This is a genomic window from Cyclobacterium sp. SOCE241, from assembly GCF_056867545.1.
In genome coordinates, this window is the sequence record NZ_CP149779.1 from 3,889,530 (window position 1) to 3,903,001 (window position 13,472).

Sequence of the window (13,472 nt, forward strand, 5' to 3'; positions counted from 1 at the left end):
AACTTTAAACCATCTTTAATAGTTGAACATTAAAGCTTACTACTCACGGTATCAATTTCCACTTGTATTTTCAAGCCAAGCAAAAGGCAAGGTCCCATCTGACCACTTTTCAAAAAATCGTGTATAATCTGTTCCAAATATCATTGAACCAAGAAGTAGGTCTAAGTCTCCATCACCATCCATATCTCCGGCATCCATTGCCATCCATCTACCATCCGCACTACCTGAAAAGGTAGAGGCATCAAAATTCATGTCTCCTTTATTTTCAAGGTAAACAAAACTCTCTTCCGGACTATTTTCGTAATCCGGAAAAAAACTTATTGCCGCGATATCAATATCCCCATCATTGTCAAAATCTGAAGGTATGGCTTTGTATGCACCATTAAGGGGATAGAAAAAGGATTCTTTAAAATGGTTTGTTCCATCATTGATATAAACCCTAATCCCATGATAGGGTTTGGCTATGGGATCATAATCTGCGTTATCACCTGCGGTATAGATAATGTCCTCAAACCCATCTCCGTTAAAATCATATAAATCAAAAAAACTGGAACCATAAGTTGGTGGAAACCTTAATACCGGTTCTTCAGCAAATTTGCCATTCCCTTGGTTATGGAAAATATAAATCCCCTCGTCTCCCTGACCAAATAGTGCGATGATGTCTTTTAATCCATTGTTGTTAAGATCCCGAATATAGGCTTTGGTAGCTCCCGGTTTATTCCTTACCATGATTTTTTGGAAATTACCGGAAGGACCTTGCTTCCACCAACCCAGGCTTCCTGTATTTTTTCCGTATTCAGCAATGACCATATCTTCCAATCCATCCCCGTCAAGATCTCCCATGTCCATGTGAACGGGTCTTTGTAAATCTTTGGCAACAATTTTTGTCACCTCTCCGGATGCATTTGGTAAGCGCATGACAAAACCTAAGTCCATGTCTGTAGGGTTAAAGGTACCTATTACCAAAGCATATGAATAAGCTTTTCCCTCATGCACCCAAACTGTTCCTTCCGGACTAGAAGCTGTTTTCTGTACTTTAAACTCATTGTTCATGAGGGAAAAGGAAGACCTACCGGCATCACTAATGTACCAGCGATCAGGGCCTATTATTTTCACCATTAAGTGCATGGGATTCTTTGTTTTATAAGCCGGGCTATGAAGCTTGAAATCTTTTAAACCGGTCTTAATTTCTTTCCCTTGAGGTTCAGGTAGTTTTTCAGGAGCTGTATCCAAATAATAGGATTTGATTTTATCAAAGATTAAAGGATCAATGGTAGGAGATTTTGGAAACACATTGCTCCTTTCAACAATTTCCCCGGCCCTTCCTCCTTCTAGGAGGTCTTCTCTGCTACTGTCTGATTCATAGATACCAAAAAAATGGCCCATCCGTGGAAGAATTGTTTGCCAAGTAGTTTTATCCAATTGATCCGGCTCAGGATATAAGTGACATCCGGTACAATAAGTTTTCGCAAGCATTTCTGCTGGCTTTTCCAGAGGATCTTGTAAAGTTTCTTTTTTTAATTCTGGCTTTGGTTGGGTACTATCCTCCTTATTGGTTTTCTGATCACTCGGATTACATGCTTGTGCCAAAAAGATCAAATTTAAGGCAAAAAAATACAGGGCTATCCTCATAAATTCAAGGGTTTGGATCTAGTAGACGATGAATCATCAAAGATAACCAAGGACTGTTAATTCAAGGCAATAAATTCAATATTAAATCCATTTGCAAACACAACCAAAGCATTACCAATGGGATGGGTTAATTGGCTTGCTTGTTCAGTTGCTCACCCGGCATTAAACAGTGGAGAATGGCTGTCTCTAGTTTTTCAAGATCAAAAGGCTTGATCAATACGTAATCCATTTGAGAGGATTTCGTCCTTGCCATATCGGAAAGATCTGCAGTTACTGCCAAAATAGGAATATTTTTACGTAATTCTCCGCATTCTCCTCCCTGATTGCTTTGGCCGTTTGATAACCATTCAATACCGGCATCTGAAGGTCCATGATCACTAAATCATAAAATGAATGCTTTAATTTTTCTAGTGCTTGCTCACCGTCCATAACCATTTCTATGGAAATATGATCCCAATTTTTAAACATTGACTTCATTACCATTCGAATGATAGGGTCATCGTCCACGATTAAAAATCGCTTGCCCTCAAGCTTGAAACTAGGGTTGTTGGTTTTGCTGTTGTTCATTGATAAAAAGTAAGCTTTCTGCTTATTGAAGGCATAATAGTAGAAAAATATTATTTATTTTCAAAATATTTACTTTAAACAGCAGATTAATAGAATTAAAATTCATTTTTCCGCTTATTATTATTTTAAATTAATTATTTACCAAAGTAAAAATAAATAGTATTAATAAAAAGTTCAATCATTTCATTTTTAAATTAAGAAAAATTGATTTTTTATATTTAAACTAATATCTCTACAATTAATTCTATTTGAGATTGGCTTAAATACAAATGAAGATTTACCATATTTAATCTACGCTAATTTCGTAGAAATATTATTTTTCCGTAGTTAAACTAATTTTTATTTATTATATTCACCTTATGGAAGCTTTGACAAACAACGAAGAGCAGGTGATGCGCATCATATGGAAACTAGATAAAGCCCTGGTAAGGGCTGTATTGAATGAATTTCCCGAGCCCAGACCTCCTTATACAACATTAGCCTCAATCATCCGGCAATTAGAAAACAAAGGCTATTTGGACCACAAAACTTATGGAAATACACATGAGTATTTTCCTGTTATAAGCAAGAAAGCCTATCAACACAGGAGTTTTAATCAATTAGTAAAGAACTATTTTGATGGCTCTGCAAAAAAGGTTTTGTCTTTTATGGTGAAAGAAGAAAAGCTGACTGAAAAGGACATTCAAGAACTGGAAAAAATTGTTGAGAATTTTAAAAATAAAAAATAATGAGCAGCCTCATCAATTATTTATGGGAAGGGATTATTTGTTTGACCATACCTTGGCTTTTATACAAAGCTTTATTTGAAAAAACTACCTTTTTTGCTTGGAATAGGACTTTTCTATTATCTGCACTTATTTTGGCACTGCTTTTCCCTGCTTTGAATTTAGAAGGCTTGTACATCTTCAATTTTAATCGTGAAACTTACCAGTCTATATTGCCCACATTTGAATATGATGGTACAAATCAGCCTTTAAACTCCCTAACACCAATACCCATAACCAGTTTCTTAGCGGGAGCCTATTTAATTGGTATGCTTTTTTCAATAATCAAATTTTTAATTAGAATTTTCTCCTTAATCAGCTCTATAAAAAAAGCCAAAATTTCCTATAAAGGAGAGTACACCTTGTTAGAGCATGCCTCTTTTGAGCCTTCTTCCTTTTTTCACTTGATCTTTTTGCCTGAAGGTTCATTTAAGTTAAACGACAAAGTCGATTGCATAATTTCCCATGAAGCAATGCATGCAAATTACAATCACAGCCTAGACAAATTACTGTTACAATTGGTGAAAATTATATTTTGGTTTTATCCCATTTGCCATTTATACGAGAAAGACTTAGAAGTGGTCCCTGAGTATCAAGTGGACGAAAGAATGAAAGATATCTATCCACTTAAAGAGTATGCCTTATTGCTAATTCATTTAGGAAAACCCAAAATGATGAATCAGCTGGCGCATAATTTTAATAAATTTCAAATCAAAAAAAGAATAACCATGATGACAAAGCCCAAATCAAAAAGAATCGCCAAATGGCTTTATGCTTTAGCCTTACCTATATTTATCGGTCTTTTTGGCTTAATTTCATGCGATCAAAAGGATGAAATCGTGGATGTAGAAAAGCCACAAGCAGAAACAAAAACTGAACGATCAATTTCAAATGAGATTTTTGAAACTGCTGAAGACATGCCTGTCCCTTTTGATGGTATGCAAGGCTGGAATGAATATTTAAGCCAAAACCTTAAATATCCACAATCTTCCAAAGATCAAAACATAGAAGGAACGGTTTACTTGCAATTCATAATAAACAAAGAAGGGGAATTAATAAATCCATCCGTTATTAGAGGTGTGGATCCGGATCTGGATGCAGAAGCACTTAGGGTAATAAAAAATTCTCCTAAATGGACTGCCGGTAAACAAGGTGGAAGGGATGTGAATGTCAAAATGCAAATACCAATAAGGTTTAAACTTAATAAACAATTATTAGATTAATTGTTAAACTTCCCGGTCACGAGTAAAAATTACCCGCGGCCGGGATTTTGGGTTTAAATGCTTCCAATGCTATTCTTTAACAAAATCTACTACTGCATTAATAACTTCAGGCGAACGTAATCGATGTCCTAGACCGGTTGTCGTCATTAACTCCGACTGTGGCCAATGCTGGTGAAGCAGCCGAGCGTTACTAAAATCTGTCAATCCATCTTTTTGGTCATGAATAATAAGCCCTGGAATGGTTAAGTCTTTAACCAAATTAGGCAAGTTAACGGTGTTTAAATCTTCTTGTATAAAAGCTTCAAATTCGGTGGTAATATTATTTACTGAATGTGGCTTAAGTTTTAAAACCTGCCTATAATAACCTATAAACTCAATGGCACTTCCAGGAGTTGACAAAACAATCAGTTTCTTTACTGGTGGAAGCTTAAACTTTGCAAAGGCATAAAAAAGAAAAGCTCCCAATAGAATGGGATACCACCGCATCCAACTCACCTATATCTCGCAATAATTGATCAATTAAAGCCGCATTTTCCGGAACGGTAAACCGTTTACCTTGACTCTGGCCATGTGCAGGTGCATCAAAAGCCAATATGGTATATTCATCGTTCTCTAACAGCATATCAATATACTCTTTCCATCTATAAGAAAAGCTTTGCCAACCATGTATAAACAAAATTTTCTTTGGCCCATTTCCCCATTTATATTGACGTATCTTATTCCCTTTAAATACAATATCTGACTCAGTGGCTGTTCGAAGAAAGTCAAATTGCTTTTTACTTATCTTGGTACGAACAGGAGAACAAAAGTATTTGAATCCCATCTTTCCTCCTTGCGAAGGTGCAATACTATTCAGGGCATTTAGGAAGAGTCCTAAAAACCTGTAGAAAAATCCACTTTTCATTGTAAAATTTAGAATTATAGGTGATCTGTTATTCGGGTTGTATAAAAAGAAATGCTGTTACCCTCTTGACAAAAGTAGAATATAATTTCTAATTTCTTAACAAAACTAAAAATAAATAAGGAATTTTTTATTAATTCAAACTATTAACTAACATTTTTTTAATTAACCGAAAACACATCCACAACTTTAATCCTTCTGATAAGCGGAATACATAATAAGCTAATTACTATAGCAATAAACCCTATGTACTCAAAATTTAGTAGTTTTCCATCGGTGCCTTCTACCAAAATAAGCCCTCCCAAAAAAGAAGCCAGGCCGGAACTTAATTGTTGAACAGCTGAATTGAAACTTAGAAAGCTTCCTCGGTTTTCAGCCTTGGCGGTACCTGTGATCAGTGCTGCAGCAGGAACCATCCTTCCGTTTGAAGTTACAAAAAACAAAGTCGAAACCATCAAAGCTATTAGAATAGGTGTGGTGCCTAGATGTGTAATTATAGCAATTGGTATAACATTTAAACTCATGAATAGGGTAAATATTGGAACTTTACCATATTTGTCCGTTAGCCTACCTACCCATGGAGAAGTAAAAACTGTAAAAAAGCCACCAGCCATGTAAATATAAGTCAATTGGATTTCCGAAAAACCAACATTGGCAACCATAAATGGACTCAAAAAAGGAATTACCATAAACTGCCCTAACATCATCATCACCGTTAAGGAAATGGCCCGCATCTGGTTACCATTATTGGTTACTCTCCGAATCACTTCCATCGGACTTGGCTTGCTATTTCCCTTACTTGTGGGAACAGAAACAGCGGGAACAAACTTATAAATAAGTACAAGGATTACCATGGCAAGAATCGCCAAAAAGAAAAATGGAGCGTGCCAATTGGACATGCTGGCGATAAAAAGGCCAAAAGGAACACCTACGACGGATGCAACGGAGAAAGCCGCCATTACCAGTCCCATAGCCCTACCTCTTCTTTGATCAGGTATGGCATCTCCTATAATTGCGAAAATTAATGCTGAAGTAAGCCCTCCAAATAGTCCTGAAAGAATTCTTGAGAATAATAAAAAGGATAATTTGGGGACAAAGCACAAGCCAAAGTCCCCAGCAAAAAGCCTAAAAAGACCCAGATCAGAATACTTCTTCGATCATACTTGTCTAGTATAAATGCACCAAAAAAACTACTTATTCCAGCACTAAAGGTGTATGAAGATACCAGTAAACCAAATTCTTGTGGAGAAATAGTAAAAATTCGCATCAACTGTGGACCCAAAGGCATCAAGATCATAAAGTCCACTATATGTGTAAAATTGATGGCCGCTAAAGTCCAAAGTAGAAGTCTCTCCTTTTGCATTATTTATAAATTTATTTCTTTTAAACCTTTCTCTCCTACTAAAAGTTCTTCTATTTTCACCTAACAAATCAAAGCTTGAGAAGATTAATGATTAGCTGATAAACCGCCCGTATTCCAACAAAATTTCAGACTTTATTCATTTTATGATTAGGTTCAAGAAATCCCCTTAAGCCATTTTTTTTACCCTATAATTTTGACACCAAAATTTGCGATTGATTAAAAATTGATGTAAGGTACTCCCAATTCAATAAATCTGCCTACCTTTACAGACTTTATCAACTCCTATTTACAATTGGGTTAAACCCTCTTGTTTTGAATTCAAGTAATTCAGGTGAATTGATAGCCTGGTTTTCTTGTTTTTTTAGATTGTCTATTGAATTTCCACGTTGAATCATTTTAGCGAAAGCCCATTGAGGAAAGCTAATTGAATTTAAAATGAACAAGTCATATAGATAACCTTCATAAGCTATTTCGGGTTATAACTCCCTCAATTTTAATTTTAGCGATTGATAACCCAATCCTACTTGTATAGGTTGATATAGGCCATATGGGCCAAAAATTATTTTGCACTCAAATAGATATAAAGTGTAGTGCAAAGCACAGGCATACTATGCCGCATAAATAAAGAAGCATGACATTCGAACAATTAGATCTTATAACTCCAATCCTGAAAGCACTTCAGGAAAGAAATTACAAAGAACCAACCGCCATACAGGCACAGGCTATTCCTAAAATACTGGCGAAAAGAGACATTCTAGGCAGTGCCCAAACAGGTACAGGAAAAACTGCAGCCTTCTCCCTTCCTATTATACAACTACTCCATACTGAAAAAAATAACCACAAAGGGAAATTGGCAATCAAATCCTTGATAGTAACTCCAACTAGAGAGCTGGCTATTCAAATAGATGAAAACCTTGCCTACTATGGGAAATACACCAAGTTAAAACATGCTGTAATATTTGGCGGTGTAAAGCAAGGCGCACAAGTAAATGAACTTCGAAGGGGTGTAGATATTTTGGTGGCAACTCCAGGAAGACTGTTAGACCTCATCAATCAAGGCTTTATTAAATTGGATCAAATCAAAATTTTTGTTCTTGATGAAGCGGATCGAATGCTAGACATGGGATTCATTAATGACATCAAAAAGCTATTGAAGTTATTGCCAAGTAAGCGTCAATCTCTATTTTTCTCAGCCACCATGCCGGATAATATTGTTTCTCTGGCAGGAAAAATCCTCACTGATCCGGTAAAAATCGAAGTTAACCCGGTTTCTTCTGCCGCTGAAACGGTCAAACAAAAGGTTTATTACACCAATAAAAGTTCTAAAAAAGACTTGTTGTTCCATATATTGGAAAACAAGGAGATCGACCAAGTTTTACTTTTCTCCAGAACTAAACATGGTGCCGACAAGATTACCCGTAACCTGAAAAGCAAAAACATTCAGGCCGCAGCAATCCATGGCAATAAAGCTCAAAATCACCGACAAAAAGTCTTGACACAGTTTAAAGAAGGTGCAATTCGTGTTTTGGTGGCCACAGACATAGCCGCTCGAGGGATAGACATTGACAAATTACAATATGTAATCAACTATGATGTTCCCGAGGACCCCGAAACCTACGTACACAGGATAGGTAGGTCAGGACGGGCCGGGGAATCAGGTACAGCTATCTCACTCTGTGAACCTGAGGAAAATGCATATGTCAAATTAATTGAAAAGTTGATCAGTCAAAAAATCTCTGTGGTGGACAAAAACCCCTTTCCACAGACGGATAAACCAATGACAGCCTTGGAAAAGAAAGAATTTAACAAGGAAAAACAACGTAAAAAGCAAGCCTTCTTTGCCAACAGAAAAAGATCAAGGTAGGCCCTAAAACAAAATCCAATCTACGGTCCGGATCGGAAAGTGGATTGGGTTCTAATTTTTTAACAAGACCGAAAGGGTTACAAATAGACAACAGCTATTCTTTAAAAAAGGCTTCGGGACGACCATCATAACTAAAGCCCCCATTTTCTAATACCAATACCCTTTGGGCCATGCGGGAAATCTCTGAAGCATCATGACTTACCAGAAGTGTGGTCAATCCGTATTCTTGGTGAAATTTGACAATGTATTCCTGCAAATTTTTCCGCATTTTCATGTCAAGTGCAGATAACGGTTCATCTAAAAGCAAGACCTTTGGTTTCCTCACCATGGCCCTAGCTAAAGCAATCCTCTGTTTCTGCCCTCCTGACAATTTCACTGTACTTTGATCAGCAAATTGTTCCATTCCTATACTTTTCAATAAGTCCATAACAAAACCTTTGTCCTGCCCTTTTCCCAATGCAAAGACAAGATTTTCAAATACTGTCATGTTAGGGAATATGGAATACTCTTGAAAAATCATCCCAATATTTCGCTTTTCCGCTTTCAAAAATATCTTTTCTCTGGTGTTGACCCATGTTTCTTGTTCTACGGTCAACAGCCCCTCGTCTGGTCGCATCAAACCCGCAATCATACGCAAAACACTGGATTTACCTACTCCTGATGGTCCATATAAACCTACTAACTCACCCTTTTGAATGTGGCAAGAAAGATCTAGGCCAATTTTACCTTCCGCTCCGATCAGGGATTTCTTTAAGGATAGCTCAATCATAAGAGAGCATTCTGTTTTTTCGGTGATTGATTAAATAAGTCATCAAAAGCACCGAAAATGAAAAGGCAATTAATAGTACACTGTATTGATTGGCCATTTCATAGTTCATTCCCTCCACTTCATTGTAAATGGCCACAGAAATGACCCTTGTTTCTTCAGGGATATTTCCTCCCACCATCAACACCACCCCAAACTCACCAATCGTATGGGCAAATGTGAGGACCCCTGCTGTGATTAAAGCATTCTTCATATTGGGCAAAAGTATATGAAACAAGGTTTGCCATGAACTTTTACCCATCGTTTTGGCTGCATCAAGCCAAGCATTGGGAATACCTGAAAATCCAGACCGAAGCGGTTGAACCATAAATGGAAGACTGTAAATAACCGAAGCCAAAACCAAACCGTGAAAGGTAAAAACCAAACGCAGATCGAAATAATTTTCTAGAAATTGCCCCAATTTATTCTCTGGGCTAAAAGCCAATAAGAGATAAAAGCCTAAAACCGTAGGTGGCAAAACCAATGGCATACTTACCAAGGCTTCAACAACATATTTAATCTTGTATTTACTGTAAGCCAACCAATATGCCAAAGGAATCCCCAACAGAAATAACAGGCCGGTAGTTAAAGTGGCTAACTTTAAGGTCAATATAAAAGGTTCAAAATCCATTATTCTATTTCTTGAATAAAGCCATAAGTTTTGAAAATTTTTTCTGCAACAGGAGTTTTTAGAAAATCGAAAAACAAAGTAGCATCAGTATTTCCTTTGCCAAAATCCGTAATAATGGCTCCTTGAAGTAATGGATTATGGCTTTTTGCAGGCAAAAGATAATAGCCCTTACCATATTTTTTCATGGTAGGAGAAAGGGCTAGAGAAAGTGCAATTATTCCAACATCTGCTGCACCTGTAGACAAAAATTGAGCTGTTTGAGATATATTTTCGCCCAATACAATTTTTGAACGGATGGTATCATATAATTTATAATACTCCAAACTCTCCTTCGCCCGCATCCCATAAGGAGCATGGTTGGGATTAGCAATTGCTATTTTTTTTAGGTCCAATTGACTAAGTCCTTCCAATGTGGCTGCATCACAATCAAACTTTCTGCTCCACAGCACCAATCTTCCTTCTCCATAAATATGAAGTTCAGAGCCTGACATTTCCTTTTCAATTAACATTTTGGGATATTCCACATCTGCAGACATATACAAATGAAAGGGAGCCTTGTTAGAGAGCTGTTCATATAGTTTGCCGGATGAGCCATATATCGGCACCACCCTTTTTCCAGTGCCTTGAGTATAGGCTTCAATAATATCGTCCAAAGCAAATTTTAAGTCTGATGCAGCTGCTACACGGATAGGTTCTTGCGCATTTAGAGAATGAAATCCTATAAAAAATAGCAGTGTGGTTATTGCAAAGTAAGGGTAGATACTTTTCATTGTACTGATTTAGCAACTCCGTTAAAGGTAGGGTTGGGCTTAGTTTTTATTCATTTAAAGATAGATTGATTGCCCTTATTTTCCAATCCAAGCCTATCTTTTCCTAATATTTCCGCATTCCATTAAATGGAATGATCAAAGGTAAGAATTTAAACACAAAGGCAACCTAGAAGGAAATCACGAGGTGAAGCTTTTCCCACATCTCATCATGAAATGATATGGGCACCAAAGCATCATTAGGAGCCTCTCCCATTCTAACCACAACAAGGTTTTGCTCAGGCACAATCTCTACGAACTGACCATTTTTACCCATTCCGGCAATTAAATCATCCGGAGCATAAACAGATAAATCCCTATTAAAAGATGTTGGCAAACCCGGAAAAATAATCTTACTCTTGCCATTTAACCACCATAAATACCCATATGAAGGATTTAGTTCTTGGGAGCTATTGACCATTTGTTCATAATAACCCTCAGTATAAACTGCTTGATTAGCTTCCCAAATGCCTTTATTCAATGTTAGCAAGCCAAATCGTGCCATGTCCCTAGCTGTACTCCAATAAACATTGTTATACCCTAAGGGCACCCATCTTCCATCCATCCCGGTGATCGCTTCTATTTTCTGATCAGTAAAAGTATTGTAGTCAATACCCGAAGCCTTGTTTACCACTTTTTCCAATAAAGTATAGGCAGCATTGTGGTAGTACCATTGAGTGCCGGCATCTTTCCCATATTCCAAACAAGATGTCGCTGTACAATCCAAATCTGAGACCTGATAATTCAAACCGGTACTCATGGTCAACTGATGCTTAATGGTAATTAAATCTTCCTTTTCCGGACTAAAGGAGGTCCAGCCGGTCCCAAGGTAATCCGAGGTTCTATCTCCAATTGACAGGAATCCTTCTTTTTCTGCTGCACCAATCAGGGTAGCAGTCAAGGTCTTCCCGGCAGATGCCCAATACCACATACTACTTGCCTCAAAGACTCCCGTGTTTAAAAATTGTTTCCCCAATATTTCTCGACAACTATTTTACCATCTTTTAAAATAATAAATGCTCTGGTTTGGTTCTCTTCCAAATAAGTATACAAATTCTCTAATGCCTCTTGGCTCCACCCCAAAGTATTCGGTGCTGTGGATTGCCATTCGTCAGTATGACTAGGTGGAAAATACAATTCATTTTCTACCTCAGGTAGCATGTCCTTTTCCTCACAAGAAAAAATTAAAACCGACACCAAACCAAGTAATAAAATATATTGCTTTTTCATCTGAGTTTCACAAGTTTTATAGCGGCAATGGCTTATCTGCCTACAAATTCATACATCTTTTTAACCTTTTTAAGGTTCATTTCTGCACCTATTTCAAAAAGTATTTTAATTGCCATTTTTGACTTTTCGTTGCTTGGGAATTTAAAGAGGTCTCCCAATTCGGGTAAACACGAAATGCCCTTTTCCCTTCTTTTTCATGGGTACTTAGCAGGCCAAATTTAGCCAATACTTCTTTGGGGAAAACAAATTGACCTGAACGGTCCCCTGAAAAAACATTAATTATTAAAACTTCAAATGGGTCTGAAACTGTGAATGGGGCTATTGGTCCGGCATTTTCTCTTTTCCAAATGGTCACAAACTGCCCGCATTTTTTCGGAGTAATTTTAGCCTGTCTGCAAATCACTGCTTTTCCATTCAATTTAAATTGACAGGCATGGTAGGCCTTGAACTCCCGTTCCCATTTAAATTCACTAATATCAATCCCGCACTGATCATATACATCTTGATTTATCAGCCTTAAGGTTTTATTCATCCAGTTTACTTGAAAATTCTGCCCAAATTATTCTACAGTAAATCTAACGATAACTTCGTTATCTAATATTACATTGGTGGACCAAATAAATTCAGCATCATCAATAGGGTCATCAAAAATGGAAGTGAAATTGGTATAAGCAGGTTTGTTATTTACACCAATTTCTGTGTTCGTATAGGGAGTTGCATTTGGCCAACTACTGTCATCGAAGTTCTCCTCCTGCCAATTGGCAGGAATGTCCCAATGCAATGCATAAAAGGAAGTACCATCATTAGCTCCATCGGTATTACAATTATAACTTAACCGTTGAGTCCCGTTTTCTGTGGTACAGGAAAGATCCTTTATCGGTGAAGTATAAAAGGTCTGGGCTTTCCAGTCAGCGCCTGTGGTGGCTACAATTTCATTCGCCTGATTTTTAAAAACGGCTACCATGCCACCATCGCCCGGATAAAAGGATGCTCCTTGGTTACTCTCGGAACCTAAACCACTGTTTTCTTCCCAATCAACCAACTTCATGGCTATGGTAAAAGGATAACTGACCCTAAATCGGAGAATACTGGAATTAAATGGGGTAAATGGAACCATGTCTTTCCCAACAGGAACTCCGTTGATGTACATTTCAAAATAATTGTCTGCAAAAACAAATGCTGTAATCAATTCTCCATTTGGGTCCACCTCGATAATATGTTCATCCTTTAATGCCAACACTGCCTCTGTATCAGTATTAAAAGATAGACCTGAACATGGGTTGTACAAGTCTGAGGCGAATGGAAAATTACTTTCATTAAAATTAACCTGGGCCGGCACTGTCCAAGTGCTTCCATCCAATGCAGTAGAAATACCTAAAGGTGCCTCTCTCCCATTGGAACATTCAAAAAGGTTATTTATAGTAGCAGTAGCAAAGCCTTGAGATATGGAAGCTGTACCGCTGTAATCTGAAATAGAGGGTATATCTTCATCCATGCCGGTATTACACCCTGTTTGGAAGAAAGATATTGAGACTATGACTAAGACAAATTTGTGAAAACTTTTCATCATCGAAGGATTTAATCAACACGAAATAAATGAAACCAAATAGAGCTGATTAATTAGACGAAAAAAATCCTCAAATCCTTCGTTACCAATGACTGTTTAGTCATTAACTTTTTAATGCA

The 13,472-nt window shown here is 37.2% G+C and carries 15 protein-coding genes and 1 pseudogene; 3 read left to right on the top strand and 13 right to left on the bottom strand.

Annotated features, from left to right (window positions below; genetic code table 11):
- Window positions 1–51: 51 nt before the first annotated feature.
- From WG932_RS19415 to WG932_RS19425, 3 genes are all read right to left on the bottom strand, one after another.
- A complete protein-coding gene (locus tag WG932_RS19415; RefSeq protein WP_483085081.1) occupies window positions 52–1,590 on the bottom strand; it encodes an FG-GAP repeat domain-containing protein in 1,539 nt (512 codons plus the stop codon).
- A 169-nt stretch (window positions 1,591–1,759) separates the two neighbouring features.
- The gene (locus tag WG932_RS19420; RefSeq protein ID WP_483085082.1) at window positions 1,760–1,912 is read right to left on the bottom strand and encodes a hypothetical protein; all 153 of its coding nucleotides are present in this window, start codon (window positions 1,910–1,912) and stop codon (window positions 1,760–1,762) included.
- Window positions 1,903–2,199: a response regulator gene (locus tag WG932_RS19425; protein ID WP_483085083.1), complete on the bottom strand. Its 297-nt coding sequence runs from the start codon at window positions 2,197–2,199 to the stop codon at window positions 1,903–1,905. Before WG932_RS19425 ends, WG932_RS19420 begins: the two co-directional genes overlap by 10 nt.
- Before the next feature lie 359 nt (window positions 2,200–2,558).
- Here WG932_RS19425 and WG932_RS19430 point away from each other — a divergent pair, with 359 nt between their 5' ends.
- The gene (locus WG932_RS19430) at window positions 2,559–2,927 is read left to right on the top strand and encodes a BlaI/MecI/CopY family transcriptional regulator (protein WP_483085084.1); all 369 of its coding nucleotides are present in this window, start codon (window positions 2,559–2,561) and stop codon (window positions 2,925–2,927) included.
- Window positions 2,927–4,186, top strand: a complete 1,260-nt coding sequence (locus WG932_RS19435; protein ID WP_483085085.1) for a M56 family metallopeptidase — start codon at window positions 2,927–2,929, stop codon at window positions 4,184–4,186. The genes WG932_RS19430 and WG932_RS19435 overlap by 1 nt, the downstream gene beginning before the upstream one ends.
- A gap of 69 nt (window positions 4,187–4,255) precedes the next feature.
- On the opposite strand, the gene WG932_RS19440 is transcribed toward WG932_RS19435, so the two are convergent.
- The 3 genes and pseudogenes from WG932_RS19440 to WG932_RS19450 all read right to left on the bottom strand — a co-directional run bounded on the left by WG932_RS19440 (window position 4,256) and on the right by WG932_RS19450 (window position 6,450).
- On the bottom strand, window positions 4,256–4,585 hold the full coding sequence (locus tag WG932_RS19440) for an alpha/beta fold hydrolase (RefSeq protein WP_483085086.1): 330 nt from the start codon (window positions 4,583–4,585) through the stop codon (window positions 4,256–4,258).
- A gap of 28 nt (window positions 4,586–4,613) precedes the next feature.
- The gene (locus WG932_RS19445) at window positions 4,614–5,090 is read right to left on the bottom strand and encodes an alpha/beta fold hydrolase (RefSeq protein WP_483085087.1); all 477 of its coding nucleotides are present in this window, start codon (window positions 5,088–5,090) and stop codon (window positions 4,614–4,616) included.
- A 158-nt stretch (window positions 5,091–5,248) separates the two neighbouring features.
- A pseudogene (locus tag WG932_RS19450) lies at window positions 5,249–6,450 on the bottom strand (MFS transporter).
- A 631-nt stretch (window positions 6,451–7,081) separates the two neighbouring features.
- Here WG932_RS19450 and WG932_RS19455 point away from each other — a divergent pair.
- A complete protein-coding gene (locus tag WG932_RS19455; RefSeq protein ID WP_014019582.1) occupies window positions 7,082–8,314 on the top strand; it encodes a DEAD/DEAH box helicase in 1,233 nt (410 codons plus the stop codon).
- Window positions 8,315–8,408: 94 nt separating this feature from the next.
- Here the strand turns inward: WG932_RS19455 and WG932_RS19460 are convergent, their stop codons facing one another.
- The 7 genes from WG932_RS19460 to WG932_RS19490 all read right to left on the bottom strand — a co-directional run bounded on the left by WG932_RS19460 (window position 8,409) and on the right by WG932_RS19490 (window position 13,281).
- The gene (locus WG932_RS19460; RefSeq protein WP_149394815.1) at window positions 8,409–9,083 is read right to left on the bottom strand and encodes an ABC transporter ATP-binding protein; all 675 of its coding nucleotides are present in this window, start codon (window positions 9,081–9,083) and stop codon (window positions 8,409–8,411) included.
- On the bottom strand, window positions 9,076–9,750 hold the full coding sequence (modB, locus tag WG932_RS19465; protein WP_483085088.1) for a molybdate ABC transporter permease subunit: 675 nt from the start codon (window positions 9,748–9,750) through the stop codon (window positions 9,076–9,078). Before modB ends, WG932_RS19460 begins: the two co-directional genes overlap by 8 nt.
- Window positions 9,750–10,520, bottom strand: a complete 771-nt coding sequence (modA, locus tag WG932_RS19470) for a molybdate ABC transporter substrate-binding protein (protein ID WP_483085089.1) — start codon at window positions 10,518–10,520, stop codon at window positions 9,750–9,752. The genes modB and modA overlap by 1 nt, the downstream gene beginning before the upstream one ends.
- A gap of 166 nt (window positions 10,521–10,686) precedes the next feature.
- Entirely contained in the window at window positions 10,687–11,532 is an 846-nt protein-coding gene (locus tag WG932_RS19475) for a serine hydrolase domain-containing protein (RefSeq protein WP_483085090.1), read from the bottom strand.
- Window positions 11,514–11,786 carry a hypothetical protein gene (locus WG932_RS19480; RefSeq protein WP_483085091.1) on the bottom strand — a complete coding sequence of 91 codons (273 nt, stop codon included), beginning with the start codon at window positions 11,784–11,786 and terminating at the stop codon, window positions 11,514–11,516. Before WG932_RS19480 ends, WG932_RS19475 begins: the two co-directional genes overlap by 19 nt.
- An 88-nt stretch (window positions 11,787–11,874) precedes the next feature.
- Complete coding sequence (locus WG932_RS19485) at window positions 11,875–12,318, bottom strand: MepB family protein (RefSeq protein ID WP_483085092.1); 444 nt, start codon at window positions 12,316–12,318, stop codon at window positions 11,875–11,877.
- Between the two features lie 27 nt (window positions 12,319–12,345).
- The gene (locus WG932_RS19490; protein WP_483085093.1) at window positions 12,346–13,281 is read right to left on the bottom strand and encodes a hypothetical protein; all 936 of its coding nucleotides are present in this window, start codon (window positions 13,279–13,281) and stop codon (window positions 12,346–12,348) included.
- Between the last annotated feature and the right edge of the window lie 191 nt (window positions 13,282–13,472).

Bases quoted from the DNA above. Each gene is read 5' to 3' on its own strand.
- WG932_RS19425 (WP_483085083.1), bottom strand. From the start codon at position 2,199: ATGAACAACAGCAAAACCAACAACCCTAGTTTCAAGCTTGAGGGCAAG.
- WG932_RS19480 (WP_483085091.1), bottom strand. From the start codon at position 11,786: ATGAAAAAGCAATATATTTTATTACTTGGTTTGGTGTCGGTTTTAATT.
- WG932_RS19435 (WP_483085085.1), top strand. From the start codon at position 2,927: ATGAGCAGCCTCATCAATTATTTATGGGAAGGGATTATTTGTTTGACC.
- WG932_RS19485 (WP_483085092.1), bottom strand. From the start codon at position 12,318: ATGAATAAAACCTTAAGGCTGATAAATCAAGATGTATATGATCAGTGC.
- modB (WP_483085088.1), bottom strand. From the start codon at position 9,750: ATGGATTTTGAACCTTTTATATTGACCTTAAAGTTAGCCACTTTAACT.
- WG932_RS19490 (WP_483085093.1), bottom strand. From the start codon at position 13,281: ATGGATGAAGATATACCCTCTATTTCAGATTACAGCGGTACAGCTTCC.
- modA (WP_483085089.1), bottom strand. From the start codon at position 10,520: ATGAAAAGTATCTACCCTTACTTTGCAATAACCACACTGCTATTTTTT.
- WG932_RS19445 (WP_483085087.1), bottom strand. From the start codon at position 5,090: ATGAAAAGTGGATTTTTCTACAGGTTTTTAGGACTCTTCCTAAATGCC.
- WG932_RS19455 (WP_014019582.1), top strand. From the start codon at position 7,082: ATGACATTCGAACAATTAGATCTTATAACTCCAATCCTGAAAGCACTT.
- WG932_RS19430 (WP_483085084.1), top strand. From the start codon at position 2,559: ATGGAAGCTTTGACAAACAACGAAGAGCAGGTGATGCGCATCATATGG.
- WG932_RS19460 (WP_149394815.1), bottom strand. From the start codon at position 9,083: ATGATTGAGCTATCCTTAAAGAAATCCCTGATCGGAGCGGAAGGTAAA.